The organism is Amycolatopsis sp. NPDC034160, from assembly GCF_055575355.1.
This window is the reverse complement of the sequence record NZ_JBVISU010000002.1, coordinates 285,404-310,100: the sequence shown is the minus strand read 5'-3', so window position 1 is coordinate 310,100 and position 24,697 is coordinate 285,404. Positions and strand designations below refer to the sequence as shown.

The window sequence follows — 24,697 nt, the reverse complement described above, 5'->3', positions numbered from 1 at the left end:
CGTCAGTCCAGCTTTCCGGGCACGATCTGCAGGTAGATCAGCGTGATCACGAAGTTCACCACGAACAGCATGAGGAACGTGATGACGACCGCCTGGTTCACCGCGTCGCCGACGCCCTTCGGGCCGCCGGACGGGTTCAGTCCCCGGTAGGAGGCGACGACAGCGGCGATGAAGCCGAAGATCAGCGCCTTCAGTTCGCCGACCCAGAGGTCGGGTAATTGGGCCAGCGCGGAGAAACTCGCCAGGTACGCGCCCGGCGTCCCGCCCTGGAGGACGACGTTGAAGAAGTAGCCGCCGAGCACGCCGATGACGCTGACCATGCCGTTGAGCAGGAGCGCCACCAGCATCATCGCGAGCACGCGCGGCACGATCAGGCGCTGCACCGCGGAGACGCCCAGCACCTCCATAGCGTCGATCTCTTCACGGATCGTCCGCGCACCGATGTCGGCGCAGACGGCACTACCGCCGGCACCCGCGACCAGCAGCGCGGTGACCAGCGGGCTGGCCTGCTGCACGGTGGCGAGCACCGACCCGGCGCCCGTGTAGGACTGGGCGCCGAGCTGGCGGGCGAGGGAACCGAACTGCAGCGAGATGACCGCGCCGAACGGGATCGCGACGAGCGCCGTCGGGAGGATCGTGACGCTGGCGATGAACCAGGCCTGCTGGATGAACTCCCGCAGCTGGAACGGGCGCTGGAAGATGCCACGAACGATGTCGAGGCCGAGAGCGAACAGGTTCCCGGTCTCGCGCAACATGCCGATCCCGGGGATCTTCGCCGATGAAGCGGAAGAGCTCACGCGCCACCTGACCCCGGATCATGTGGCCGCAAGCGGTGGTTGCCCGGTCTCCCCGGATGCGGGATGTGGGCGACCTGATCGTCGGGCAGCTGCCCCTGGTGGTGGTTCGGCATCGAGCCGTCGTTCTGCGGCGACCGGTGTCCGGCGGCGGCGAGTCGCTGCGGGCGGACCCCGTAGCGCTGCTGCTCCTCCGGGGAAAGCGACTCGATGATGCTCTGCTGGGCCTCGTGCGGGAGGCCGTGCAGAATCTGCATGACCCGGTCCTTGCGGCGGATCGCACCCATCCGCGTCGGCACCCCGGGCGTCGGCTGCATCTGCGGTGGCACCCCGGAGACGTCCTCGACACCGCCCGCGTGGTGACCGGCCTCGAACATGGCGCGCTCCGCGGCGAGCTGGGCCGAGTCCTTCTCCTCGCTCATGCCGATGGGGCCGTCCATCTTGCCGTTGAGGAACTGCTTGACGACCGGCTCCTCGCTGGTCAGCAGCACCTCGCGCGGGCCGAACATGACCAGTTCCTTGCGGAACAGCATGCCCAGGTTGTCCGGCACGGTGCGGGCGAGGTTGATGTTGTGCGTGACGATCAGGAACGTCGCGTCGATCTGTGCGTTGACGTCGAGAAAGAGCTGGGAGATGTAGGTGGTGCGGACCGGGTCGAGGCCCGAGTCCGGCTCGTCGACCAGGATGATCTGCGGGTCGAGCACCAGGGCGCGGGCGAGACCAGCGCGCTTGCGCATACCACCGGAGATCTCGCCGGGCAGCTTCTTGTCGGCGCCGTTGAGACCGGTCATCTCGAGCTTCTCGAGAACGATCCGGCGGACCTCGGTCTCCGACTTCTTCGTGTGCTCCCGCAGGGGGAAGGCCACGTTGTCGTAGAGGTTCATCGAGCCGAACAGCGCGCCGTCCTGGAAGAGGACGCCGAAGAGCTTGCGCACCTCGTAAAGCTGGTGTTCGGAGCACGTCACGATGTCGACGCCGTTGATCATGCACCGGCCGCGATCCGGCTTGAGCAGACCGATCATCGACTTCAGAAAGACGGACTTACCGGTTCCGGACGGACCGAGCATCGCCGAGACCTCGCCCGGAGGCAGGGTCAGCGTGACGTCCCGCCAGATGGCCTGCTTACCGAAGGACTTCGAAAGACCTTCGATGACCACCTCGGCACCCATCGCACCTCCAGGAGCTGTTCCGCGTCGTCGCGCACTGCCTTCCCGTGCCACTGGCTCGAGAGAGCGAACGCGTCCGCGCAGCGATACCCGCGTCAACCAGGTGCAACGAGCTGAGTGCGAACAGGTTACTCACCAGTTTTCTTTTCTGGCCAGACCCGCGGGTAACTTTTCGCGCAGCCCGCTGTCGGCCCGTGCACCGCTGGCAGCACCGTAGTGCACGTCACCCTCGCTCGCAGATCAACTCGGTCCGGCGCCCAGGTCGGAGCGCTGCGCGCGTCGCGATTAGGGGGCTAAACGCAGGTCAGCGGGGTACCGCTCCCAGCCGCCGAGCGCCGCGCCCGGATCGCGTTTAGCGGGCTAAACGCGATCCGGTGCCCAGGGCGCGCTCAGGTACTTAGCGTGGCTACGCGTCGCGATCAGGGGGCGAAAGTCGACACGGGGGCGGGGGTGACCAAAGCGAAGGGGCGGGCATCCGTAGTGGATGCCCGCCCCTTCGGCGGTGCTGCGACAGGCGCTGACGCGCCCGGGATCACTTGATGGTGATCTTGGCGCCAGCAGCCTCGAGCTTCTCCTTGGCGGCCTCGGCGGCCTCCTTGTCGACCTTCTCCAGGAGGGCCTTGGGAGCGGCCTCGACCAGCTCCTTGGCCTCCTTCAGGCCCAGGCCCGAGACGACCTCACGGACGACCTTGATGACCTGGATCTTCTTCTCGCCGGCCGACTCGAGGACGACGTCGAACTCGTCCTGCTCCTCGGCGGCCGCGGCCGGGGCGGCACCCGGGGCGGCGGCGACGACGGCAGCCGGGGCGGCCGCGGTCACGTCGAAGGTGGTCTCGAATTCCTTGACGAACTCGGACAGCTCAAGAAGGGTGAGCTCCTTGAAGGCGTCGATCAGCTCGGTGGTGCTCAGCTTCGCCATGGTGGCTTTCCTCTCTGAAACGAACTAAAAGTTCGGGGTGGGGGGTGTTCAGCTCTCGGCGGGTGCTTCGGCTGCTTCGGTACCGGCGTTGCGCTGCTTGTCCTCCAGCGCGGCAGCCAGGCGAGCGACCTGGGACGCCGGCGCCTGGAACAGCGCGGCGGCCTGGGACAGCTTCGCCTTGAACGCGCCCGCCGCCTTGGCGAGCAGGACCTCACGGCTGTCGAGATCGGCGATCTGGTTGATCTCGTCCACGGACAGCGTCTTGCCGTCCATGAAGCCGCCCTTGATCACAAGCGCGTTGTTGTCCTTCGCGAAGTCGCGAAGCGCCTTCGCGGCGTCAACAGCTTCACCTTCGACGAAGGCGATGGCGGTCGGGCCGACGAACAGGTCTTCAAGGCCCTCGATACCGGCGTCCGTGGCGGCACGCTTGACGAGGGTGTTCTTCGCGACCCGGTACTTGGCACTGGTGCCGAGAGCGCGGCGCAGCTGGGACAGCTGGGACACGGAGAGGCCGGTGTACTGGGTAACGACTGTGGCCGAGCTGCTGCGGAAGCTCTCCGCGATCTCGGCGACGGCCGCCTCCTTGTCGGGCTTCGCCATGGTCGCCTCCTCTCTTGGCTAGTGATCCACTGGCCTTGAGAGCCCTGAAACGACGAAACGCCCCAGCGCAGACAGGCGCGGGGCGTCAGGGCACGCGACGGAATGCGTCGCGGGCGAGCCTCGTTCCTCCTGCGCGGGTCGCCCGCCCTAGCGGGGCCTTCGTTCTCCAGGCCAGATGACCGGAGAAGACCAGCGGTCTTCGGTAGAACCTTGACAAGAATACGTGACCCCTTTTCACCCCTCGACGCACCCCCTCTGAAGTCGCCTTTAGCGGGCTAAACGCGACCGGCGGAGTGCACAGGAGGGCTCGCGGGGCATCATGGTGACGTGGCGGAGCAGCGTGATGACGGAAAGCCGGGCAACGAGCCCGGCACGGACATCGAGCCCAAGGCGGGAGGTCAGCCCGCGCCTCGGCTGGACGAGGAGCAACTGCGCCAGTTCCAGCAGTTTCAGCAGTTCCAGGACTATCTGAAATTCACCGAGGCACAGCAGCAGGGCCTGGTGCCTTCGCAGCCCGCGCAGCCCGTGGCCCAGCACTACGGTGGCCAACCGCCTGCGCCTCCGGGGCCGCCGCCCGGCGAGCTCGTCCCTGCTCCTCGACCGCGCATGCCGCGGTGGCTGCGACGCCTGGGCGGAAAGCTGCTCGCGTGGGTGATCGTGATCCTGCTGATCTGCATCGGGGCCACCATCGCCTACCGGCAGATCTTCCCCAGCGACGCGGGACAGGACACGGCGACGTTCGTGCAGGGCGGTGGCGGCAAGCACCACACCAACCAGGTGCTGTCGACCAACCCGTGGGAGGCCGTGCGGGCCATCTACGACACGATCGGCAAGCCGTACCCGCCCGCCACCCGGGTGGAGAAAGTCTGCCTGTCGATGAGCGAACAGGCGCAGGCCCAGTTCGCCCGCGACCTCGGTTACCCGGACTGCGCCACCGCCGTCCCGGCCTTGAACGCCAAGGTCACCGACATCACGCCGTACATCTACGCGGTACGCCCGATGTCGAGCGTGGTCCCGCGGCAGAACCTGACGATCCACTCGTGCTGGTACAACATCCGCGGAGGGCCCCTGCTGGGTAGCTTCACCCTGCAGGAAGTCGAGATGGGTCAGTGGCTGATCATCGGGCACGCGAACTCCCCCGAGCCCTGCCCTGCTCCCCCGACCGGCAACTGACCTGGGCTTGTTCCCCTCAGATCGCGATTAGGGGGCGAAACGCAAGTGCGCGCCTGATCGCGTTTAGCCCGCTAAAGGCGACACGGGTCAGAGGTCGTGCGAGGTCAGGAAGCCGGCGAGGGCGGAGCCGAAGCCGGGGTGCATGACGGCGGTCATGTGATCGCCGGGGACGCGGACGAGGCGGGCGCCCGCGATGGCGGCGGCCAGTCGTTCCGGTTCGGCGGCCAGCGGATCGTTGTCTCCCGCCAGGACCAAGGTCGGGACGGCGATCGCCGTCAGGTCCAGTTTCGGGTTCGCGGTCCCGCGCGCGACGGCCGCCAGAGCGACGCGGTCCGCGCGGAGTGCGTCGGCCAGAGCCCTGAAAGGCGCTGAAGACGGCGGAAGCGTCGAAGGGTCCGGAGCGAGGAGTGCCTCGCTGATCGCTTCCGGCGTGACGACTCGGGTGTCCACGCCGCCGAAGTCGACGATTCCCGAGCCGACCCCGCCGATCGCGAGGCAGCGGATCCGCGGGTCGGCGGCCACCGCGCCGAGCGCGATCATCGCGCCCATCGAGTAGCCGACCATCGACACCTCTTCGAGGCCCAGTACGTCGAGCAACGTGGACACGTCGCGGACCATCGCGTCGCCGCCGTAGCTCGCCTCATCGTGCGGCTTCGCCGACCGGCCGTGCCCGCGCGCGTCCAGGGCGATCACGGTCAGTCCCGCCTGCTGCAGGGTGGCGACGACGCCGGGTGCGATCCAGTTGGCGTTCGTGTCGGCCGCGAAACCGTGCTGAAGCAGCACCGGGCGCCCTTCGCCCTCCCACACGGTGTAGCTCAGCTGGAGCCCGTCGAACGACGCGAAGGTAGGCATGCCCTCCAGCAAACACGACAAAGGGGCGGCCCCGCTGTAGCGGGACCGCCCCTTTGTCAGTGATGTACGACTCAGCGTTACGCGTCCTCGGAAAGGAGGTTGCGAGTGCGGGCGGGGTCGACCGGGATACCCGGGCCCATCGTCGTGGAGACGACGACCTTCCGCAGGTAACGGCCCTTCGCCGAGGACGGCTTGGCCCGCAGGACCTCGTCCAGCGCGGCCGCGTAGTTCTCCACCAGCTTCTCGGTGTCGAACGAGACCTTGCCGATCACGAAGTGCAGGTTGGCCTGCTTGTCGACGCGGAAGTTGATCTTACCGCCCTTGATGTCCGAGACGGCCTTCGCGACCGCGGGGGTCACGGTGCCGGTCTTCGGGTTCGGCATGAGGCCACGCGGGCCGAGGATGCGGGCGATACGCCCGACCTTCGCCATCTGGTCCGGCGTCGCGATCGCGGCGTCGAAGTCGAGCCAGCCACCCTGGATGCGCTCGATCAGTTCGTCGGTGCCGACCGCGTCGGCGCCGGCGGCTTCGGCCTCGGCGGCCTTGTCACCAACGGCGAAAACGATGACGCGAGCGGTCTTACCGGTGCCGTGCGGCAGGTTCACGGTGCCGCGGACCATCTGGTCGGCCTTACGAGGATCGACACCGAGGCGCATGGCGACCTCGACGGTGGCGTCCATCTTCGACTTGGAGGTCTCCTTGGCCAGCTTCGCGGCCTCGAGCGGGGCGTAGAGCCGCTCGCGGTCCACCAGCTCAAGAGCCTGACGGTAGGCCTTGCTGTGCTTGGGCATTACTTCTGTCCTTAACTCTTCAACGGATCAGTGTGGTGTTGGAGCCAGCCCTGGCTCTCCCACGGTGGTGCGGGGTGAAGCTCAGTCGACGACCGTGATGCCCATCGAGCGGGCGGTGCCGGCGATGATCTTCGCGGCCTGGTCGACGTCGTGCGCGTTCAGGTCGGATTCCTTGGTCTTCGCGATGTCGCGGACCTGGTCCCAGGTGACCTTGGCGACCTTGGTCTTGTGCGGCTCGCCGGAGCCCTTCTCCACGCCCGCGGCCTTCAGCAGCAGCTTCGCGGCCGGCGGCGTCTTGAGCTTGAAGTCGAACGAGCGGTCTTCGTACACGGAGATCTCGACCGGGACGACGTCCCCGCGCTGCGACTCGGTCGCGGCGTTGTAGGCCTTGCAGAACTCCATGATGTTGACGCCGTGCTGACCCAGCGCGGGGCCGACCGGCGGCGCGGGGTTGGCCGCACCCGCCTTGATCTGCAGCTTGATGATCGCCGCAAGCTTCTTCTTCTTGGGTGGCATTTCGTTTGTTCCTTCTTACTGACTTGAGTCCCCCGCACACCTGCCAGTACGCGGGGACTGCCGGCCGTCTGGCGGCCGTCAGATCTTGGAGACCTGGTTGAACGACAGCTCGACCGGGGTCTCCCGGCCGAAGATCGACACCAGGACCTTCAGCTTCTGCCCGTCCACGTTGACCTCGGAGATCGTCGCGGGCAGCGTCGCGAACGGGCCGTCCATGACGGTGACCGACTCGCCGATCTCGAAGTCGACCTCGACCGCGGGGCCGCCCAGCTGCGACTCGGACGAAGCAGCCTCGCCCTTGCCGGACTTGGCGGGTGCCGCGGCTTCGACCTTGGGTGCGAGGAACTTCAGCACCTCTTCCACGGTCAGCGGCGACGGGCGCGAAGTGGCGCCGACGAACCCGGTGACACCCGGCGTGTTGCGCACCGCGCTCCACGAGGCGTCGTTCAGGTCCATCCGGACCAGGATGTAGCCGGGCAGCACCTTGCGCTGCACCTGCTTGCGCTGGCCGTTCTTGATCTCGGTGACCTCTTCGGTCGGGACCTCGATCTGGAAGATGTAGTCCTCGACGTCCAGCGTCTGGGTACGGGTCTCGAGGTTGGTCTTCACCTTGTTCTCGTAGCCCGCGTACGAATGCACGACGTACCACTCACCGGGAGCGGCGTTGAGTTCCGCGCGCAGCTTCGCGACCGGGTCGAGTTCCTCGGCGGGCTCGGCCTCAGCTGCGGTGTCGTCGGTCTCGTCGGACGCCTCTTCGGCCTCCGCGACATCTCCGGCTTCGTCGACCTCGTCGCCTGCGGCAGGCACCTCGACGGAGTCCAGGTGCTCGGACTGCTCGTCGCCGAGTGCCGAGTGCACCTGCTCGTCGGAAAGCTCGGTCAGCTCATGACCGGCTGCTGTGCCGTTGTCGGAGGTCACGTTCCGTCCTCTCAGTTGATCGGTTGCCGTGGCGCAAGGCAGGCGTGCGGCGCGTTCAAGCCCCGCGACCGGCTGCCTCAGCTGCCGAAGACGGCACCGACGACCTCTTTGAAGGCCAGGTCGAGGCCGCTCACCAGCGCCACCATGAACACCACGAAGACCAGCACCACCGCGGTGTAGGTGACCATCTGCTTGCGGTTCGGCCAGATGACCTTGCGCAGCTCGGCCCAGACTTCGCGGATGAAACGCATCAGCCGGGCGAAGATCGACGCCTGCTTCGGCTTGCGGTCGCGCTTCGGAGTCGCCGTGCCTTTGGCGTCCTTGGATTTTTCGGTCTTGTCCCCGGCCTTCGCCTTGCCGGCGGGGCGGGTCTTGTCATCCGACTTGGCGTCGGACTTGCCGGACGGGCGCGCGGACGCACGGCGCTCACGCCGGGCAGCGGCGGTCACCGGGCGGGACTGTTCGTCGGGCTTCCGCCCGGCGCCGTCCTGCGCCTTCTCACCGCTGGCGTCGCTGTCGCTCACGACCACTCCTCCGCCTTCACCAGTTCGTTTACGCAGGGGTGACAGGACTTGAACCTGCAACCTGCGGTTTTGGAGACCGCTGCTCTGCCAATTGAGCTACACCCCTTTGGATCCCCGATGCTCTGGGGCTCCCGAGGACGCATTCCATCGTCCCCACCGCCGTGGCGGGGATGACCGTAGTGCGTTCCGAGACCAGAAGTCTACGGCAACCCCCGAACAGCTTCGCAACCGCGCCCCTCAAAGCGTCGCGGAGCAGCCTTCCGCGAGGAAACTCCCCCACGGCCGACCCCATGATCGTGCCACGATGTCGCCATGAGCGCTCCCGCACCCTCGCTTTCCCCGGCGTCCCGCGTCTCGGCCCGCATCGGCGGCATCACGCCATCGGCCACGCTGGCGGTCGACGCGAAGGCCCGGGAGCTCAAGGCGCAGGGCCGTCCGGTGATCGGGTTCGGGGCGGGGCAGCCGGACTTCCCCACCCCGGCCAACGTGCTGGATGCCGCCGAAGCGGCCGTCCGGGACAGGGTGAACCACGGCTACACCGCCGCGGGCGGGCTGCCGGAGCTTCGCGAGGCGATCGCGGCGAAGACCCTCCGCGACTCCGGGTTCGACGTCGACCCTGGCCGCGTCCTGGTGACCAACGGCGGCAAGCAGGCGGTCTACTCCGCGTTCGCGACTTTGCTCGACCCGGGCGACGAGGTACTGGTCCCCGCGCCGTACTGGACGACGTATCCGGAGTCGATCGCCCTCGCCGGCGGCGTCGGAGTGCCGGTCACGGCGGACGAGACGACGGGATATCTGGTCACCGTCGAGCAGCTCGAAGCCGCCAGGACGCCACGCACGAAGGTGCTGCTGTTCGTCTCGCCGTCGAACCCGACAGGCGCCGTGTACCCGCGTGAGCAGGTCGAGTCGATCGGACGCTGGGCGTACGAGAACGGCCTCTGGGTCGTCACTGACGAGATCTACGAGCACCTGGTCTACGACGGCGCCGAAGCGCCCTCGATGCCAGTCGTGGTCCCGGAACTCGCTGACCGGACTGTCGTCCTCAACGGCGTCGCGAAGACGTATTCGATGACCGGCTGGCGCGTGGGCTGGCTACTCGGCCCGCAGGACGTGGTCAAGGCTGCGACGGCGTACCAGTCGCACTTGTGCGGCAACGTTTCGAACGTCGCGCAGCGGGCCGCGCTGGCGGCGGTGAGCGGTCCGCTCGACGCCGTTCACTCGATGCGCGGAGCGTTCGATTCACGGCGCAAGACGGCACTTTCGCTGCTTTCCGAGATCCCGGGGGTCGAGACTCCCGCGCCACTCGGCGCCTTTTACCTATACCCGTCGATGAAAGCCTTACTGGGCATGGAAATCCGCGGTGAGCGGCCGACGGACACGGCGGCGCTGGCCGATCTGATCCTGCGCGAGGCCGAGGTCGCCGTGGTGCCCGGGGAGGCGTTCGGGACGCCCGGCTACTTCCGGATTTCCTATGCGCTGGCCGAAAACGATCTCGCCGAGGGCATCACCAGGATGGGCCGGCTGCTCGCGGAAGCACGGTGACGGTGATGCGCCTGGGAATCGCCCTTCCGCAGTACGGTCCTCTCGCGAGGATGGACGCCGTCGCAGGTTTCGCGACGGCCGCCGAGGAACTCGGCTACGCGTCCTTGTGGGTCGGAGACCGGGTGCTGGCCCCGGTCTCGCCGTCGGACTTCTACCCCGGTGGCACGCCGGAACGGCCGTACCCGCCCGAATTCGTCACCTTCGCCGATCCGCTGATCCTGCTGACGGTGGCCGCGAGCGTCACGAAGAAGGTCCGGCTCGGGACGAGCACCCTCACCGGAACGGTGTATCCGGCCGTTCTGCTCGCCCGAATGCTCACTTCGCTGGATCAGGTGAGCGGTGGCCGTCTGGATGTCGGTCTGGGCACCGGCTGGCTCCGCGACGAGTACACCGCGACCGGCACGCCCTGGAAGGGCCGCGGGAGGCAACTGGAGGAGCTTCTCGACGTCCTTCGGGAGTTCTGGACCGGCGACCCGGTGGAGCACGAAGGCGAACGCTGGCGGATCCCGGCGTCGAAGGTCGGGCTGCGGCCGGTGCAGCGGCCGCATCCGCCCGTGTTGCTCGGCGGATTGTCCGCGGCGGCACTGGACCGTGTCGGCCGCCGCGCGGACGGCTGGCTGCCTGCCGGGCTGCCCGCGCCCCACCTCGCGAAGCTCTGGGAGACCGTGGCGAGCGCGGCGGAGAAGGCCGGCCGCGACCCCGGCACGCTGCGGCGGGTGCTGCGGATCAATCCGAAACCCGGCACCGACCTCGAGGACGTCGCCGAGCAGTTGGACGCGGCCGCCGAAACCGGGGTCGCCGAGGCGTTCGTCGACCCGCATTACTTCGCGCGGGACGTCACCCACGCGCTCGACCTCGCCGCGGAGCTGCGCGGTCTGATCCCGGACGACTGAATCATCGGCCTTAAGTCCGATGACAAAAGTGACCTTGGTCGCGTACAACGAATGGGTGACGCAGCGGAGAACTGGTGGTGGCTGCCTGTTCCTGGTGATCGTGCTGTCGGTTCTGGGGATCGCTTACCACCTGTGGGAGCGCGGAACCTCGGTGACACCAGCGGGGGTCACCACCTCGGATGGCACGGGCCGGTACGTCGCTCTGGGTGACTCCTACACGGCGTCGCCGGGCACCGGACGACCCGTGGGCGCACCCGCCGGCTGCGACCGGTCGGACAACAACTATCCGAGCCTGCTCGCCGCGAAGCTGCGGCCGGCCGAGTTCGTCGACGTCAGCTGCGGTGGCGCCACGACCGAACACCTCACCGGCGCACAGAAGACCCGCGACGGCACGAACGCTCCGCAACTCGACGCGATCAACGGCGACACGACGCTGGTGACCGTCGGTATCGGCGGCAACGACGTGGGCTTCGTCGGCTTCGCGAGCCAGTGCGCGACGCAGCAGCAGACCGCTTCGCCCTGCAAGACGCAGCTAACCGCGCGTGGACGCGACCAACTCGTCGAACGGATCACCACCGCGATGGACCGGTTGGGCGGGATTCTGGACCAGATCCGCGCGAAGGCGCCCGAAGCGCGCATCGTGGTCGTCGGATACCCGACCGTGCTTCCGGACGATGATGGCGCTTGCTGGCCGGTGTTGCCGGTCGGAGCCGGAGACATGGCCTATTTCCGCGGCTCGCTCGCGCGGCTGAACACCGCGCTGCAGGAGACGGCGAAGAAGCACGAAGCAGGCTTCGCCGACATGTCGACCGCGAGCAAGGGGCGCGACATGTGCAGTGCCGCGAACCGGCGGTGGGTCGAGGGCCCGGCGCCCGCGGTTCCCGCGGCGCCGCTGCACCCGAACGCGCGGGGCGAGGAAGGCATGGCGGAGGTCATCGAGAAGCTGCTTAAGCTCGCGTAGGAGCCTTTCTTAAGCTCGCGAAGCGTCTTCGCGGCGCTTCGCGAGCCGACTCCGAGACCTAGCGAACCCTCTGACCTGCGAAAAGAGAGCAAGGGACCTTTGCTCTCGCTTACTTAGGCATGCTAAGCGACGCTAGCAAAGGTCCCTTGCTGTCGTTTTTGGGTCAGGCGCGGGCGATCACTTGGGCCTTGCCCAGAACCGCCTTGCCGTCGAATTTGGCGATGATGTCGATACGCGCGGTGCCGTCGTCGTTGACCACGGCGACCTTCCCGGTGAACTCGATCGTCGCCGCGCCGTCGTTCGGCACGACCACGGGCCGCGTGAAGCGCGCGAAGTAATCGACGAGACGGCCCGGGTCACCCAGCCAGTCGGTGACGAGCCGCGCGCCGAGCGCCATGGTCAGCATGCCGTGCGCGATGACGTCCGGCAGGCCGACCTCCTTCGCGAAGGCCTCGTTCCAGTGGATCGGGTTGAAGTCCAGCGACGCACCGGCATACCGGACCAGTTGTTCCCTGGTGACGTCGACGGTCAGTGGCGGCAGTTCTTCTCCGGCGGTGAACGTGCTCACGCGCCCTCCCCTCGGACCACGAGCTGGGCGTGCGTGGTGGCGATCGGACCACCGTCGGCACCGGCGATCTCGGCGCGCAGGTTGATGAAGTCGTTCCCCGCGCGGGCCATGATGTGGTCGATGTGCGTGGTGAGCGACAAGACATCGCCCGCGTGCACCGGCCGCACGTAGGTGAACCGCTGGTCACCGTGGACCATCCGCGAATAGTCAAGCCCGAGTTCGGGGTCGGTGACGATCGCGTTGATCGAAGCGAGGTTGATGATCGTGAGGAACGTCGGCGGCGCGATGACGTCGGGGTATCCGGCCGCCTTCGCCGCTTCGGTGTCGCGGTAGAGCGGGTTCGCGTCGCCGAGTGCGTCGGCGAACTCCCGGATCTTCTCGCGACTCACTTCATAGGTACTGGTCGGCGGGTACACCCGCCCGGTGAACGACTGGTCCAAGGCCACCCGAGCAGGCTACAGAACCCGGAAATGCCCGAAGCCGCCCTGGTGTGACCAGGACGGCTTCGGGTGAGACTTGGAGAACCGCCAGACGCTCAGCGGGTCTCTTTGTGAGTCCGGTGCGTACCGCAGTTCGGGCAGAACTTCTTCATCTCCAGGCGATCCGGGTTGTTGCGCCGGTTCTTCTTGGTGATGTAGTTGCGGTGCTTGCACTCCTCACACGCGAGCGTGATCTTCGGTCGCACGTCAGTGGCAGCCACAGCATTTCCTTCTCTACTAGGCCTGGGATACCCAGGATTACCGCGTAGCGGTGGCCGGACTTGAACCGGCGACACAGCGATTATGAGCCGCTTGCTCTGCCAGCTGAGCTACACCGCCCTTACATAACCCTAACCGCGACACGCTTGCGTGACGCGGTTGAGGTTGCGAGCCCCTTTACGGAATCGAACCGTAGACCTTTTCCTTACCATGGAAACGCTCTACCGACTGAGCTAAAGGGGCCTTGCCCTCTCGCGAGGACTTGGAAAGATTACCAACCCAGGTTCAGGGGGCCTGAACTGGGGGGTGGTTACCGCAAAACCTCAGGTCAGCAAGGTCAGGACGGTCTCGGAGTGGCGGCCGGGCGAGCGCGCCGTGCGGGCCTGCAGCCACGCCTCCAGGCGGTCCTCCGGCAGCGGCCGCGAGATGAGGTAGCCCTGTGCCACGTCACATCCCATCGCTTCGAGCTGATCCCGCGCCACGTCCTCCTCGACACCCTCGGCGACGACCGTGAGGCCGAGCGAGTGGCCCAGTTCGACGATGGAGCGCACGACGGCGAGGTCGCCGAGGTCGGTGCCCATGCCGAGGACGAAACTCTTGTCGATCTTGACCTGGTCGACCGGGAGCTGCCGCAGGTAGGCCAGCGACGAGTAGCCGGTGCCGAAGTCGTCCACGGCGAGCACGATGCCCAGCGAGTGCAGTTCCCGCAGGATCGGCAGCGCCTTCTGCGGGTCGGACATCACACCGGATTCGGTCAGCTCGAAGGTGAGCAGCTCGGGCGGGATGCCGAAGCGGTCGAGTTCGCGCGCGACCTTCGTCGGGAAGTCCTCGTCGGCCAGGTTCCGCACCGACAGGTTCACCGCGGCGGAGATGCGCAGGCCTTCGTCCAGCCACTTCCGCACGCGCTTCAACGATTCTTCGAGCACGAAGGAAGTCAGGACGCCGATGAGGCCCGCGGCTTCGATCGCCGGGACGAACTCGTCCGGGCCGAGTCTCCCGAACTCCGGGTGCACCCAGCGCACCAGCGCCTCGACACCTTGGATCTGCCGGTTCGGCAAGGTGATCTTGGGCTGATAGTGGACGCTCAGCTGGCCTTCTTCGAGCGACTGCCGGAACTGCGTGACCATCTGGAACCGGCGCATGAAGATCTGGCCCATGCTGGCCATGTAGCCGCGGACCTCTTCACCGCCCTTGGTCGCGCGGACGGCGACGTCGGCGCGCTGCAGGAGCCCGTCGACGTCGACCTGGTCGTCGTCCTCCGCGGACGAGGTGGCGTAGCCGATCATCGCGTTGGCTTCGACGGAAAGCCGGTCCACCGGATACGGGGCGACGAGTTCCGCGCGAAGCAGTTCCGCGGCGGCCTGGGCGCGTCCCGGCGCGCAGCCGACGAGAAGCGCCGCGAAGGAAGCGCCTTCGAGCCTGGCGAGCGGGACGTCGGGACCGAGCGCGTCGCGGATGCGGCGGCCGGCGGCGATGACCATCCGGTCGGCCCACACGTAACCGAGCGCGTCGCTGACGGTGGAGAAGACGTCGAGGTCGACCCGCAGCACGACCGCGTCGACCTGTTCCCGCAACGGTTCCTTGGCGACCTGGCGGAAACCCGGCCGGTTGAGCAGGCCGGTCAGCGGGTCGTGGTAGGCGTCGTGGCGCAGGGTCGCGAGCAGGCGCCGGTTGTCCAGCGACGTCGCGAGGTGGCTGGCCATGGTGCCGAGCAACTGGACGTCGTACTTGCCGAAGCCTCGCCAGCGCGAAAGCCTGTCGTGCGCTTCGACGACACCGAGGAGCTGGTTCGCACTGCGCAGCGGGACGACCAGCGCCTCCTGCGCGCCGCGGTCGAGCAACGCGGAGCGGACGTCGGGATTGGCTTCGGTGATCCGGAAATGCCGGACGTGCGCGCCGGGAAGGCGCAGCAGCGGGTCGTCGGCGGCCGGGTCCACCGGCGGCAGTTCGTCGCCCGCGACGACCATCCGCATGGTGTCCTTGGGTTCCAGACGCAGTCTGAGCACGACGCGACCGGCGGCCAGCTGGTCCTTGATGCGTTCGGCGATGGTCGCCCACTCACGGACGTCCACTCCGCCGACGAGTTCGTCGGCCCGCCCGGCGGGACGCGCGGCGGCCTGCTGACCGGAACGCGCGACCATCAGGCTGACATCGGATAGCGCTTCCATGTCCCGCTGTTCGCGAAGCAGATCGGAGTACGCCCAGTACAACGCGGTGAGCCCGAGGAAGACCGCCAGCACCAGCGGCCAGGCCTTCGGGGTACCGGAAATGACCAAATAACCGGAAAGACCGACCGACGCGTTGACGAACCCGACGACGAGGATGCGGCCGGTCAGCCGGATCGCGGTGCTGACCCGCATGCGGCGGCGCAGCACGCGGACGGCGGCGAGCGCCAGCAGCGTGCTGACCAGTGGTGCGGTCAAAGTGCCTGCCAGCGCGGCGATCCAGGTCATGTCGTGCGCGCCGGAGGCCTGTTTCACCAGTCCTGCCACGGCGAACGCGCCGGTGATCTCCAGCAGGAAGGCGCCGGCGTTGTAGAGGACGCGGCCCGCGACCTTGCGGGCCAGCAGGGTTCCGATGCCCGCCGCGAGATGCGCGGCGAGGACGACTTCGAATGGCGCGACGAAGAATCCGATGACCAGCGGGATCTCGGTGAACGAGATCGTCCACGAGATGCCGCTGCGGACGTCGACGTTGATCCCGAGTTGTTCGGCGAGCAGGAAGGCGAGCGCGAGGATCGGCCCGATCCACAACAGATCGTCGGAGGCCTCGAAGTCCAGCCACAGGCTGACCGCGGCCGCGGCGGCGATGCCCATGGTGAGTACGGCGAAGGTGTAGACGCGGAATCGACGCTCGTCGGTTCGAGCCTCCGTAACGGCCCCTCCCTTGCCCGGTGCCGCCTGTGCGGTGCTCCCGGGGCTGCCGTTCGTGTCCGGCATCCGACCTTCCTTCCCGGCTGCCCAACCGGTCTTGTCCTACCGCGACCTCGGGGATGAGGGCAATACAGTACCCCGGAGGGCGTACCCAAGTCCCATTCGAGACAGTATGAGATCACCCCAGGGTTAACAATGGGCTCGTCGCGCTGACCTGCGTGGACCAAGGGGTGAAATGGGAGCGTTATTCGCGTTCCTTCCGACTACCGGAAGTCACCTGGCACCGCGACGGGGCCAATCTCGTGAAGTTCCCCGCGGACCCGTCAGTAGGGGCTTGAATAGTCGTATGAATAGCCACGCGATCGCCGCCGGACATGCCGAGCGGCTCGCCACAGTGGACGCCCTGCTCCCGGAAATGCCTGCACTGGAGCCTGTCGAGGGTTCCGTGTCACTCTCCGCGACAGCCGGCGACTCGGCCGCCGCCGGATTGTCGGTACGCACCGAAGCGGGCCCTGATTCTGTTGACTCTCCGTGGCGGGCCCTCGTGGAACATCGCCTCGAAGCCCGGCTCACCGGACCCCGCCCGGAAGCGGCCCTTGACGCATTACTCACCCGATGGGATGAACATCTGAAGGCGGTCGCCCCACCTGGAGATGTCGAAACGGCGGCGATCGTGGTGCGGCCGAGCCGCGATTCGCCCGGCTCGGCCGAATTGCTGCGCCGCGGATTCGCTCCGGTGCTGGTGATCGCGGTCCGCCCGGCCGACCGGCTCGCCGTGACCGGCCCGCCCACGACGCCTGGGGTGCACATCCGGCCCGCCGAAGCGGATGATCTCGAAACCGCGGTCGGTCTCGAGCTGGAATTGCAGCGATATGACGCGCAGTTCGGCTCTGTCACTTTGCGCGAAGGCGCGAAGGAAGCGATCACAGCGGATCTGTCGAAACAGCTGGGCCGGGAAAACCCGACGTTGTGGATCGCGGAGCTGTACGGGCGTCCGCTGGGCATGGTGCGGGTGCAGTTCCCCGACGAGACTTCGTGGATCGGCGACCGGGTCGCGGCGGACCGGGTCGGCTATCTGTCGTCGCTGGCGGTGGCCGAGCCGGCGCGATCGAGCGGGGTGGGGTCCGCGCTCGCCGCGCACGCGCACCAGGTGTTCGACGAATGCGGGACCGAAGCGGTGCTGCTGCACCACGCGCTGGCCAATCCGCGCTCGACGCCGTTCTGGTACGCACAGGGCTATCGGCCGCTCTGGACCTACTGGCAGCGTCGGCCCGCCGTGTACTGATCCAGATACGCTGATCTTCGAGGATCAGGGGGTTGGTCATGAGCAGCGATGACGACGTGGCGCCGGTGGCGCCGACCGGGGTCGACACCGAAAAGCCGTCCGCGGCGAGGATCTACGACTGGTTCCTCGGCGGCACCCACAACTGGGCGGTCGACCGTGAGTTCGCCCGCGCGCTGGAACGGCAGTGGCGGTGGGTCAAACCGGGGGCGCGGCACAACCGCGAGTTCATGAATCGGGTCGTGCGCGCCGCGCTGAACGCGGGGATCCGGCAGTTCATCGATCTGGGGTCCGGTGTCCCGACCGCCGGGAACGTGCACGAGATCGTCCAGGAGGAACTGGAACCGGACGATACGGCGAAGGTCGTGTACGTCGACTACGAGCCGGTGGCGGTGGCGCACGCGGAATTGATCCTCGAACGACACGAGGCGACGGACTGGGCCGGAATCGTCCACGCGGACATGCGGCGGCCGAAGGACGTACTGGGGCATCCGGAGACGCGGCGGCTGATCGATTTCGACCAGCCGGTGTGCGTGATGATGATGGCCGTACTGCATTTCGCCGGGCCGCACGACGATCCGCCCGCGCTGGTCGCGACCTACCGGAACGCGCTGGCGCCGGGCAGCTGGCTGGGGCTGTCCCACATGAGCTTCGGGGGCCAGACCGGCGAGGACGCCGACGGCCTGCGATGGATGGTGGAGCAGTACCGCAAGACGAGCAACCCCGTATGGATGCGGGACCGCGAAGAGATCAAGCCGCTCTTCGGGGACTGGCCGCTGCTGGAGCCTGGCATCGTGCACCTGCCCGACTGGCGGCCGGTGCGGGAGCTGCGGCGGGACGAGGAAGGTGCCCGGCCGTTCGCTTGGTGCGGGGTCGCCACCCACCCGCTTACGTCCGACCTCTGACCCCGTCGCGTCGCCTTTAGCGGGCTAACCGTGACGCATTGGGGCGCAGAGGTCCGAGGGGTGGGTGAGTTGCGGCCAGCAGTGCGGCGGCCGGGAGGCGGAGGGGGCCGAATCCCGCGTCCCGGCCCCGAGGCGGGCTGCTGGACGCGGCGCACAAGAAGAGGTCGGACCTCTGACCCCGTCGCGTCGCCTTTAGCAGGCTAACCGTGACGCGTTGGGGCGCAGAGGTCCGAGGGGTGGGTGATCGCTGACGGCGAACGTGAGGAGGAAACAAACGGGTCGATCGGAGAGTTGAGCTAGGCAGACTCAACTAACCGAGGAGTGCACAGATGACCGACAACCGCCTCCTGCCCGTCCTCCCGCTCGATGACGACGTCGTGCTGCCGGGCATGATCGTCCCGCTCGACCTCACCGACACGGAGACGCGGGCCGCGGTGGAGTCCGCCCAGGCCAACACGCCTGCCCAGGCTTCCTTCCCGGGGATCCGCTCCAGCGCCGCCGCCAAGGCCGAGGTGCTGATCGTCCCCCGCGTCCACGGCGAGTACGCCGGACTCGGCACCATCGCGACCGTCGAGCGCATCGGCCGCGTGCCCGGCGGCAAGACCGCGGTGCTGCTGCGCGGCACCCGCCGCGCCACCGTCGGCCGCATCGCCGACGGTCCCGGCGCCGCCCGCTGGGTCCACGCCGAAGTCGCCGCCGAGACCACCGACGACAACTCCGCGAAGCTCGCGTCCGAGTACAAGAGCGTCGTCCTCGCGATCCTCCAGCAGCGCGGCGGCTGGCAGATGATCGACGCCGTCCAGGAGGTCGAGGACCCGTCCGCGCTCGCCGACCTCGCGGGCAACTCTTCGTACCTGAACACCGACCAGAAGCTCGAACTGCTCTCCACGCTCGATGTTTCGACACGGCTCGAAAAGGCCCTCGAATGGAGCCGCGAGCAGTTGGCCGAACTCGAGGTCACCGACACCATCCGCAAGGACGTCCAGGAGGGCATGGAGAAGCAGCAGAAGGAGTTCCTGCTGCGCCGTCAGCTCGAAGCGATCCGCAAAGAGCTGGGCGAACTCGACGGCACCGCCAACGACGACGACTACCGCGCCCGCGTCGAAGCCGCCGAACTGCCGGACGCGGTCAAGAAAGCCGCACTGTCCGAAGTGGACAAACTGGAGCGGACGTCGGAGCAGTCCCCCGAGGGCGGCTGGATCCGCACATGGCTGGACACCGTCCTCGAACTGCCGTGGAACGAGCGCACCACCGACGTCCACGACATCGCCGCCGCGCGCGACATCCTCGACGCCGATCACGCCGGTCTCGACGACGTGAAGGAACGCATCATCGAGTACCTGGCCGTGCGCAAGCGTCGCGCGGAGTCCGGTCTCGGGCCGGTCGGCGGACGCCGTTCGGGTGCCGTGCTCGCGCTCGCCGGTCCTCCCGGGGTCGGCAAGACCTCGCTCGGCGAGTCCGTGGCGAAGGCGATGGGCCGTAAGTTCGTCCGGGTCGCGCTCGGCGGCATCCGCGACGAGGCCGAGATCCGCGGGCACCGCCGCACCTACGTCGGCGCGCTGCCCGGCCGGATCGTCCGCGCCATCAAGGAAGCGGGTTCGATGAACCCGGTCGTGCTGCTCGACGAGATCGACAAGGTCGGCGCCGACTACCGCGGCGACCCGACGGCGGCGCTGCTGGAGGTGCTGGACCCGGAACAGAACCACACGTTCCGCGACCACTACCTGGAGGTCGAACTCGACCTGTCCGACGTCGTGTTCCTCGCCACGGCGAACGCGCTCGAAACCATCCCCGGTCCGCTGCTGGACCGGATGGAGCTGGTCACCCTCGACGGCTACACCGAGCACGAGAAGGTCACCATCGCCCGCGACCACCTGCTCCCCCGCGAGCTGGACCGCGCCGGCCTCGGCAAGGAAGACGTCAAGCTGACCGACGACGCCTTCAGCCGCATCGCCGCCGAGTACACGCGAGAAGCCGGGGTGCGCAACGCGAACCGGACCATCGCGAAGGTGCTGCGGAAGGTGGCGACCAAGGTGGCGCTGGACGAGGTCGAGCTGCCGTTGACCATCGACGCCGACGGGCTCGAGACTTACCTCGGCCGCCCGCGGCACCTGCCGGAGTCTTCGCTGCCCGCGTCGACCCAGCGCACGTCGACCCCCGGCGTGGCGACCGGCCTCGCGGTGACCGGCGCCGGTGGTGACGTCCTCTACATCGAGGCGTCGCTGGCGGATCCGGAGTCCGGCGCGACCGGGCTGCAACTGACCGGCCAGCTGGGCGAAGTGATGAAGGAGTCCGTACAGATCGCGCTGTCGTACCTGCGTTCGCACGGCGCCGAGCTGGAACTGCCGGTCGGTGACCTGAAGGAGCGCGGCATCCACGTGCACGTCCCCGCGGGCGCGGTGCCCAAGGACGGGCCGAGCGCCGGGATCACGATGACGACCGCGTTGGCGTCGCTGCTTTCGGGCCGGGTCGTGAAGTCGGATGTCGCGATGACCGGTGAGGTGTCGCTGACCGGGCGGGTGCTGCCGATCGGCGGGGTCAAGCAGAAGCTGCTGGCCGCGCACCGGGCGGGGATGAAGACGGTGATCATCCCGCAGCGCAACGAGCCGGATCTCGACGACGTCCCGGCCGAGGTGCTGGCCCAGCTGGACGTCCACGCCGTGGCGAACGTCCGTGACGTGCTGGACATCGCGCTGACCCCGGCGTCGACGCCGGTCGCTCAGGCGGCGTAACGGCACGAAGTCCGAAGCCCCGGATCCGCGCAGGATCCGGGGCTTTCGGCTGAACGTGATCCCTACGAAAGTTCCCTTCCACCGGCGAATACGTTGCGAGTTCACCTGAAAGTCCCGTTACGCCCGTAACCTCCCCTCCGCTCCTTACCGCACCACCACATCAGCGGATGTCTTGGAGGCACGAGTGAAGCGACGGAATTTCCTGCGCGCGGCCGTGGTCGGCGCCGGGGTCACGGCGTTCGGCAACAGGCTCTCGGGGACGGCTTTGGCAGCGCCCGCGCAGAACGGACCCAGCCCGTACGGCGCGCTTCAGGCGGCCGACGCGAACGGGATCCAGCTGCCCGCCGGATTCACCAGCCGCGTCATCGCGCGCTCCGGCCAGAAGGTCGCGAGCACCGGGTACACCTGGCACAACGCCCCCGACGGTGGTGCGGTGTTCGCCGACGGCAGCGGCTGGATCTACGTGTCGAACTCGGAGATCACCCCGGGTGGCGGCGCCAGCGCGGTCAAATTCGACGCGAGCGGGAACATCACCGGCGCCCACCGCATCCTGGCGAATACGCGGCAGAACTGCGCGGGCGGTAAAACCCCTTGGAACACTTGGCTTTCCTGTGAGGAGGTCGACCTCGGCTTCGTCTACGAGTGTCAGCCGAACGGACCGGCCACGGCCGCGGTCCAGCGGCCCGCGATGGGGAAGTTCAAGCACGAGGCGGCCGCGGCCGACCCGGTGCGCAAGGTCGTCTACCTCACCGAGGATGTCTCGGACGGCTGCTTCTATCGCTTCGTCCCAACGACCTGGGGCAACCTCTCCGCCGGAACGCTTCAGGTACTCAAAGCGGGTACGGCCACCTCGGGCAGCTTCACCTGGGCGAACGTGCCCGACCCCGACGGCTCCCCCACCCCCACGCGCAACCAGGTGTCCGGCGCGAAGCGGTTCAGCGGCGGCGAAGGCCTGCACTACGCCAACGACACCGCCTGGTTCACCACCAAGGGCGACAACCGCGTCTGGCAGCTCAACCTGACGAACAACACCTACGAACTCGCCTACGACGATTCGCTGGTCAGCCCCGGTTCGGCGCCGCTGACCGGCGTCGACAACGTCACCGGGACCTCGTCGGGTGACCTGTACGTCGCCGAAGACGGCGGCAACATGGAGATCTGCATCATCACGCCGAACGACATCGTGGCGCCGTTCCTGCGGATCAACGGCCAGAGCTCGTCGGAGATCTGCGGTCCGGCGTTCAGCCCGGCGGGGAATCGGCTGTACTTCTCTTCACAGCGCGGCACTTCCGGCTCGTCTTCCGGCGGGATCACCTACGAGGTGACCGGCCCCTTCCGCTCCTGAGCCCCGCGTGAAGGCCTCCTTCCCTCTGCTCAGCCGAGGGAAGGAGGCCTTCACGCGCGTTCGTCAGGCGTTGGTGCGGGACTTTTCCCGCAGGCGGTTGACGACGAAGAGCACCAGCGCGACCACGACGGCCGCGATCACGAAGTACTGGAAGAACCCGGCGTACTTCTCGACGATGTGCCAGCTCTCCCCCAGGCCGTAGCCCGCCAGGACGAACGCCGTGTTCCAGATCAGGCTGCCCAGCGTGGTCAGCGCCAGGAACCGCCAAAACGACATCCGCTCGATCCCGGCGGGCAGGGAGATGAGACTGCGGAAGATCGGCACCATCCGGCCGAAGAACACGGCCTTGGCGCCGTGCTTTTGGAACCAGGCCTCGGTCTTGTCGAAGTCGGAGGTCTTGACCAGCGGGATCTTCGCCATCCAGCGGCGCGTGCGGTCGCGGCCCAGCAGCATCCCGAGGTAGTAGACGATGATCGCACCGGCCACCGAGCCGAAGGTCGTCCACACCAGCGCTTCGACCAGGGTGAACGTCCCCCGGCTGGCGGAGAACCCGGCGAGCGGCAGCACCAGCTCGCTGGGGATCGGCGGGAACAGGTTGTCCAGCCCGACGATGATCGCCGCCCCCGGGCCACCGAGTGAGTCCATCAGTGAGACTGCCCAGCCGGCCAGGCCGCCCATCGATTCGTTGGCGGTTTCGGCGAGGAGGAGGTTCATGGCGGCCTTTCATGGTCGTCTGCAGATGCCAACGAACGTACGAATCGCCCGGGTTCCGCACCCTGAGGTGAAGCGGCACAGATCACTGAGGAAAACCGCAATACCCTTCTTCGGATACCCGGCTAACCTGGCGTTATGCCCGTTCCGGCCGCTCTGCGCCGCCACCTGCGCGAGCTGCTCCGCGGCACGCTTGGCCTGGCGATCGGCGCCGCCACCGCGTTCGCGGAGTTCTGCTACGTCCTCTTCGGCGGGATCGCGCTCGCGATCCCCGCGCTGCGAGGGCACGTCTTCGCCGGCGCCCGCGCACTGTCCGAAGTGGAGCGACGGCGGCTGGAGAAGTACCTCGGCGCCGAGAACGCGACGGATTACACCGGCCGCCGTGCGATGACCTACCTTGTCCCGCGCAGCGTCGTCGGCCTGCTGGGTGCCGGGATCTTCCTCCTGATCCTGTTCGGCGCCGTATCCGGCGCCATCGTCGGCTACCAGCTCCTGAACGGCCAGTCGCCCGGCGGCGGGGCCCCCGCGGACTGGTACGACTTCATCACCACCGCGCTCTTCGGCGCGCTGCTCATTTTCCTTTCCGTACAGGGGCTCATCGGCATCGCCACCTTGGATCGCAAGCTGGCGCGGCACTTCCTCGGCCCCAGCAAACAGGAACAGTTGCGCCGCCGGGTTTCCGAGCTGGCCACCAGTCGCGCCGAGGTCGTCGAAGCGGTCAACGACGAACGACGGCGGATCGAACGAGACCTGCACGACGGCGTCCAGCAGCGGCTCGTCGCGCTCGGCATGCTGCTCGGCAGGGCGCGGCGCACCGGCGATCCGGACCACGCGTCGGATCTGCTCCGGCAGGCGCACGAGGAATCCCAGCGCGCGCTGAACGACCTGCGCGAGGTTTCGTGGCGGGTGTATCCGATCGCGTTGGACTCCGACGGGCTGCACCCGGCTTTGGAGGCACTCGCGGAACGCTCGGGCATACCGGTCCACCTGCGCGTCGACCTGCCGGAACGGCCATCGGCGGCGATCGAGACCGTCGTCTACTTCGTCGCGTCCGAGGCGGTCACCAATACGATCAAACACGCCGCGGCGACGCGGATCGACATCGAGGCCGAACGGGACGGGGACAGCGTGCGGGTGCGGATCACCGACGACGGCACGGGTGGGGCGAGGGAGTCCGGTGGCGGTCTTTCCGGTCTCGCACGGCGCGTCGCGGCGGCGGACGGGGAGTTCACTGTGGACAGTCCGCTCGGCGGTCCGACCGTGGTGACGGCGGTGCTGCCGTGCGGGTGATCCTCGCCGAGGACTCGACCTTGCTCCGGGAAGGCCTGGTCCGGCTGCTGGTCGAAGAAGGGCACGACGTCGTGGCGTCGGTCGGAGACGGCGAAGCGCTCGTCTCGACGACGGCCGCGTATCGGCCGGACGTGATCGTCACCGACGTCCGCATGCCGCCGACCCACACCGACGAGGGCCTTCGCGCCGCACTCGAGATCCGGAAACGCTGGCCGGAGATCGGCGTCCTGGTGCTCTCTCAGTACGTCGAGAAGCGGTACGCGGCCGAACTGATCACGGGTGACGGCGAACGCGTCGGCTACCTCCTGAAGGACCGGGTCGCCCAGGTAGGCGAATTCCTGGACGCGCTAGACAGGGTCGCGGCGGGTGGTGCCGCGTTCGATCCGGAGGTGGTACGGCGGCTGCTCGCCAGGACCACGCACACCGATCCGCTCGCGAAGCTGACCGCCCGCGAGCGTGAAGTGCTGGAGAAAATGGCGCAGGGCCACACCAACGCCGGGATCGCCGAGTCGCTGTACGTGTCGCAAAGCGCCGTCGAGAAGCACGTGAACGCCATCTTCGACAAGCTCGGACTGGCCAACACCGCCGGCTACAGCCGCCGCGTCCTCGCGATCCTGCGCTACCTCGGCTCCTGATCCCGGCTT

At 67.9% G+C, this 24,697-nt stretch carries 24 protein-coding genes and 3 tRNA genes; 10 read left to right on the top strand and 17 right to left on the bottom strand.

Annotation, left to right across the window (positions count from 1 at the left end; all coding sequences use genetic code 11):
- Nucleotides 1–2: 2 nt before the first annotated feature.
- The 4 genes from ACZ54P_RS06365 to rplJ all read right to left on the bottom strand — a co-directional run bounded on the left by ACZ54P_RS06365 (nt 3) and on the right by rplJ (nt 3,479).
- Nucleotides 3–755, bottom strand: coding sequence for an MlaE family ABC transporter permease (locus ACZ54P_RS06365; protein WP_101612142.1), 753 nt, complete (start codon nt 753–755; stop codon nt 3–5).
- Nucleotides 756–793: 38 nt separating this feature from the next.
- Nucleotides 794–1,963, bottom strand: coding sequence for an ABC transporter ATP-binding protein (locus tag ACZ54P_RS06360; protein WP_465460503.1), 1,170 nt, complete (start codon nt 1,961–1,963; stop codon nt 794–796).
- A gap of 529 nt (nt 1,964–2,492) precedes the next feature.
- Nucleotides 2,493–2,879, bottom strand: coding sequence for a 50S ribosomal protein L7/L12 (gene rplL, locus ACZ54P_RS06355; protein WP_276366348.1), 387 nt, complete (start codon nt 2,877–2,879; stop codon nt 2,493–2,495).
- Nucleotides 2,880–2,927: 48 nt separating this feature from the next.
- The gene (gene rplJ, locus ACZ54P_RS06350; protein WP_061979982.1) at nt 2,928–3,479 is read right to left on the bottom strand and encodes a 50S ribosomal protein L10; all 552 of its coding nucleotides are present in this window, start codon (nt 3,477–3,479) and stop codon (nt 2,928–2,930) included.
- Nucleotides 3,480–3,806: 327 nt separating this feature from the next.
- Here rplJ and ACZ54P_RS06345 point away from each other — a divergent pair, with 327 nt between their 5' ends.
- On the top strand, nt 3,807–4,652 hold the full coding sequence (locus tag ACZ54P_RS06345; protein ID WP_465460502.1) for a hypothetical protein: 846 nt from the start codon (nt 3,807–3,809) through the stop codon (nt 4,650–4,652).
- Nucleotides 4,653–4,739: 87 nt separating this feature from the next.
- Here ACZ54P_RS06345 and ACZ54P_RS06340 read toward each other — a convergent pair whose 3' ends face one another.
- The 6 genes from ACZ54P_RS06340 to ACZ54P_RS06315 form a co-directional block, all read right to left on the bottom strand.
- The gene (locus ACZ54P_RS06340; protein WP_465460501.1) at nt 4,740–5,504 is read right to left on the bottom strand and encodes an alpha/beta fold hydrolase; all 765 of its coding nucleotides are present in this window, start codon (nt 5,502–5,504) and stop codon (nt 4,740–4,742) included.
- A gap of 77 nt (nt 5,505–5,581) precedes the next feature.
- Nucleotides 5,582–6,295 (bottom strand): 50S ribosomal protein L1, encoded by a 714-nt coding sequence (gene rplA / locus ACZ54P_RS06335; RefSeq protein ID WP_061979985.1) that lies wholly within the window; start codon nt 6,293–6,295, stop codon nt 5,582–5,584.
- A gap of 81 nt (nt 6,296–6,376) precedes the next feature.
- Nucleotides 6,377–6,811: a 50S ribosomal protein L11 gene (gene rplK / locus ACZ54P_RS06330; protein ID WP_076164368.1), complete on the bottom strand. Its 435-nt coding sequence runs from the start codon at nt 6,809–6,811 to the stop codon at nt 6,377–6,379.
- Nucleotides 6,812–6,889: 78 nt separating this feature from the next.
- On the bottom strand, nt 6,890–7,729 hold the full coding sequence (gene nusG / locus ACZ54P_RS06325) for a transcription termination/antitermination protein NusG (protein ID WP_465460500.1): 840 nt from the start codon (nt 7,727–7,729) through the stop codon (nt 6,890–6,892).
- Between the two features lie 77 nt (nt 7,730–7,806).
- On the bottom strand, nt 7,807–8,259 hold the full coding sequence (secE, locus tag ACZ54P_RS06320; protein WP_396556893.1) for a preprotein translocase subunit SecE: 453 nt from the start codon (nt 8,257–8,259) through the stop codon (nt 7,807–7,809).
- Nucleotides 8,260–8,286: 27 nt separating this feature from the next.
- Nucleotides 8,287–8,359 (bottom strand) — tRNA-Trp (locus ACZ54P_RS06315).
- A gap of 206 nt (nt 8,360–8,565) precedes the next feature.
- Between ACZ54P_RS06315 and ACZ54P_RS06310 the strand changes: the two genes are divergently transcribed.
- The 3 genes from ACZ54P_RS06310 to ACZ54P_RS06300 are packed head-to-tail and all read left to right on the top strand — an operon-like array spanning nt 8,566 to nt 11,649.
- Complete coding sequence (locus ACZ54P_RS06310; RefSeq protein WP_465460499.1) at nt 8,566–9,795, top strand: pyridoxal phosphate-dependent aminotransferase; 1,230 nt, start codon at nt 8,566–8,568, stop codon at nt 9,793–9,795.
- Complete coding sequence (locus ACZ54P_RS06305) at nt 9,792–10,688, top strand: TIGR03619 family F420-dependent LLM class oxidoreductase (RefSeq protein WP_465460498.1); 897 nt, start codon at nt 9,792–9,794, stop codon at nt 10,686–10,688. Before ACZ54P_RS06310 ends, ACZ54P_RS06305 begins: the two co-directional genes overlap by 4 nt.
- Before the next feature lie 28 nt (nt 10,689–10,716).
- Nucleotides 10,717–11,649 carry an SGNH/GDSL hydrolase family protein gene (locus ACZ54P_RS06300; protein WP_465460497.1) on the top strand — a complete coding sequence of 311 codons (933 nt, stop codon included), beginning with the start codon at nt 10,717–10,719 and terminating at the stop codon, nt 11,647–11,649.
- A 163-nt stretch (nt 11,650–11,812) separates the two neighbouring features.
- Here ACZ54P_RS06300 and ACZ54P_RS06295 read toward each other — a convergent pair whose 3' ends face one another.
- The 6 genes from ACZ54P_RS06295 to ACZ54P_RS06270 all read right to left on the bottom strand — a co-directional run bounded on the left by ACZ54P_RS06295 (nt 11,813) and on the right by ACZ54P_RS06270 (nt 15,854).
- A complete protein-coding gene (locus ACZ54P_RS06295; RefSeq protein ID WP_465460496.1) occupies nt 11,813–12,217 on the bottom strand; it encodes a MaoC family dehydratase in 405 nt (134 codons plus the stop codon).
- Nucleotides 12,214–12,663: a MaoC family dehydratase N-terminal domain-containing protein gene (locus tag ACZ54P_RS06290; RefSeq protein WP_465460495.1), complete on the bottom strand. Its 450-nt coding sequence runs from the start codon at nt 12,661–12,663 to the stop codon at nt 12,214–12,216. Before ACZ54P_RS06290 ends, ACZ54P_RS06295 begins: the two co-directional genes overlap by 4 nt.
- An 89-nt stretch (nt 12,664–12,752) precedes the next feature.
- Nucleotides 12,753–12,917 (bottom strand): 50S ribosomal protein L33, encoded by a 165-nt coding sequence (gene rpmG, locus ACZ54P_RS06285; protein ID WP_005152047.1) that lies wholly within the window; start codon nt 12,915–12,917, stop codon nt 12,753–12,755.
- 45 nt (nt 12,918–12,962) lie between these two features.
- Nucleotides 12,963–13,035 (bottom strand) — tRNA-Met (locus ACZ54P_RS06280).
- 50 nt (nt 13,036–13,085) lie between these two features.
- A tRNA-Thr gene (locus tag ACZ54P_RS06275) sits at nt 13,086–13,158 on the bottom strand.
- A gap of 80 nt (nt 13,159–13,238) precedes the next feature.
- On the bottom strand, nt 13,239–15,854 hold the full coding sequence (locus ACZ54P_RS06270; RefSeq protein WP_465460494.1) for a putative bifunctional diguanylate cyclase/phosphodiesterase: 2,616 nt from the start codon (nt 15,852–15,854) through the stop codon (nt 13,239–13,241).
- Nucleotides 15,855–16,134: 280 nt separating this feature from the next.
- On the opposite strand from ACZ54P_RS06270, the gene ACZ54P_RS06265 reads away from it, so the two are divergent.
- The 4 genes from ACZ54P_RS06265 to ACZ54P_RS06250 all read left to right on the top strand — a co-directional run bounded on the left by ACZ54P_RS06265 (nt 16,135) and on the right by ACZ54P_RS06250 (nt 22,052).
- Nucleotides 16,135–17,073, top strand: coding sequence for a GNAT family N-acetyltransferase (locus ACZ54P_RS06265; RefSeq protein WP_465460493.1), 939 nt, complete (start codon nt 16,135–16,137; stop codon nt 17,071–17,073).
- Between the two features lie 38 nt (nt 17,074–17,111).
- A complete protein-coding gene (locus ACZ54P_RS06260) occupies nt 17,112–17,975 on the top strand; it encodes an SAM-dependent methyltransferase (RefSeq protein WP_465460492.1) in 864 nt (287 codons plus the stop codon).
- Between the two features lie 329 nt (nt 17,976–18,304).
- Nucleotides 18,305–20,707 carry an endopeptidase La gene (lon, locus tag ACZ54P_RS06255; RefSeq protein WP_465460491.1) on the top strand — a complete coding sequence of 801 codons (2,403 nt, stop codon included), beginning with the start codon at nt 18,305–18,307 and terminating at the stop codon, nt 20,705–20,707.
- Between the two features lie 184 nt (nt 20,708–20,891).
- Complete coding sequence (locus ACZ54P_RS06250) at nt 20,892–22,052, top strand: alkaline phosphatase PhoX (RefSeq protein WP_465460490.1); 1,161 nt, start codon at nt 20,892–20,894, stop codon at nt 22,050–22,052.
- Between the two features lie 63 nt (nt 22,053–22,115).
- Here ACZ54P_RS06250 and ACZ54P_RS06245 read toward each other — a convergent pair whose 3' ends face one another.
- Nucleotides 22,116–22,766: a DedA family protein gene (locus ACZ54P_RS06245; protein ID WP_465460489.1), complete on the bottom strand. Its 651-nt coding sequence runs from the start codon at nt 22,764–22,766 to the stop codon at nt 22,116–22,118.
- Nucleotides 22,767–22,901: 135 nt separating this feature from the next.
- Here ACZ54P_RS06245 and ACZ54P_RS06240 point away from each other — a divergent pair, with 135 nt between their 5' ends.
- Together ACZ54P_RS06240 and ACZ54P_RS06235 are read left to right on the top strand one after the other, a co-directional pair.
- Entirely contained in the window at nt 22,902–24,053 is a 1,152-nt protein-coding gene (locus tag ACZ54P_RS06240) for a sensor histidine kinase (RefSeq protein ID WP_465460488.1), read from the top strand.
- Nucleotides 24,044–24,688, top strand: a complete 645-nt coding sequence (locus ACZ54P_RS06235; protein ID WP_465460487.1) for a response regulator — start codon at nt 24,044–24,046, stop codon at nt 24,686–24,688. Before ACZ54P_RS06240 ends, ACZ54P_RS06235 begins: the two co-directional genes overlap by 10 nt.
- Nucleotides 24,689–24,697: the final 9 nt, after the last annotated feature.

Excerpts from the sequence above, each read along its gene's own strand:
- rplL (WP_276366348.1), bottom strand. The coding sequence starts at position 2,879 with ATGGCGAAGCTGAGCACCACCGAGCTGATCGACGCCTTCAAGGAGCTC.
- ACZ54P_RS06360 (WP_465460503.1), bottom strand. The coding sequence starts at position 1,963 with ATGGGTGCCGAGGTGGTCATCGAAGGTCTTTCGAAGTCCTTCGGTAAG.
- ACZ54P_RS06365 (WP_101612142.1), bottom strand. The coding sequence starts at position 755 with ATGTTGCGCGAGACCGGGAACCTGTTCGCTCTCGGCCTCGACATCGTT.
- ACZ54P_RS06245 (WP_465460489.1), bottom strand. The coding sequence starts at position 22,766 with ATGAACCTCCTCCTCGCCGAAACCGCCAACGAATCGATGGGCGGCCTG.
- rplJ (WP_061979982.1), bottom strand. The coding sequence starts at position 3,479 with ATGGCGAAGCCCGACAAGGAGGCGGCCGTCGCCGAGATCGCGGAGAGC.
- ACZ54P_RS06340 (WP_465460501.1), bottom strand. The coding sequence starts at position 5,504 with ATGCCTACCTTCGCGTCGTTCGACGGGCTCCAGCTGAGCTACACCGTG.
- ACZ54P_RS06240 (WP_465460488.1), top strand. The coding sequence starts at position 22,902 with ATGCCCGTTCCGGCCGCTCTGCGCCGCCACCTGCGCGAGCTGCTCCGC.
- lon (WP_465460491.1), top strand. The coding sequence starts at position 18,305 with ATGACCGACAACCGCCTCCTGCCCGTCCTCCCGCTCGATGACGACGTC.
- rplA (WP_061979985.1), bottom strand. The coding sequence starts at position 6,295 with ATGCCCAAGCACAGCAAGGCCTACCGTCAGGCTCTTGAGCTGGTGGAC.
- ACZ54P_RS06260 (WP_465460492.1), top strand. The coding sequence starts at position 17,112 with ATGAGCAGCGATGACGACGTGGCGCCGGTGGCGCCGACCGGGGTCGAC.
- ACZ54P_RS06310 (WP_465460499.1), top strand. The coding sequence starts at position 8,566 with ATGAGCGCTCCCGCACCCTCGCTTTCCCCGGCGTCCCGCGTCTCGGCC.
- rplK (WP_076164368.1), bottom strand. The coding sequence starts at position 6,811 with ATGCCACCCAAGAAGAAGAAGCTTGCGGCGATCATCAAGCTGCAGATC.
- ACZ54P_RS06270 (WP_465460494.1), bottom strand. The coding sequence starts at position 15,854 with ATGCCGGACACGAACGGCAGCCCCGGGAGCACCGCACAGGCGGCACCG.
- ACZ54P_RS06265 (WP_465460493.1), top strand. The coding sequence starts at position 16,135 with ATGAATAGCCACGCGATCGCCGCCGGACATGCCGAGCGGCTCGCCACA.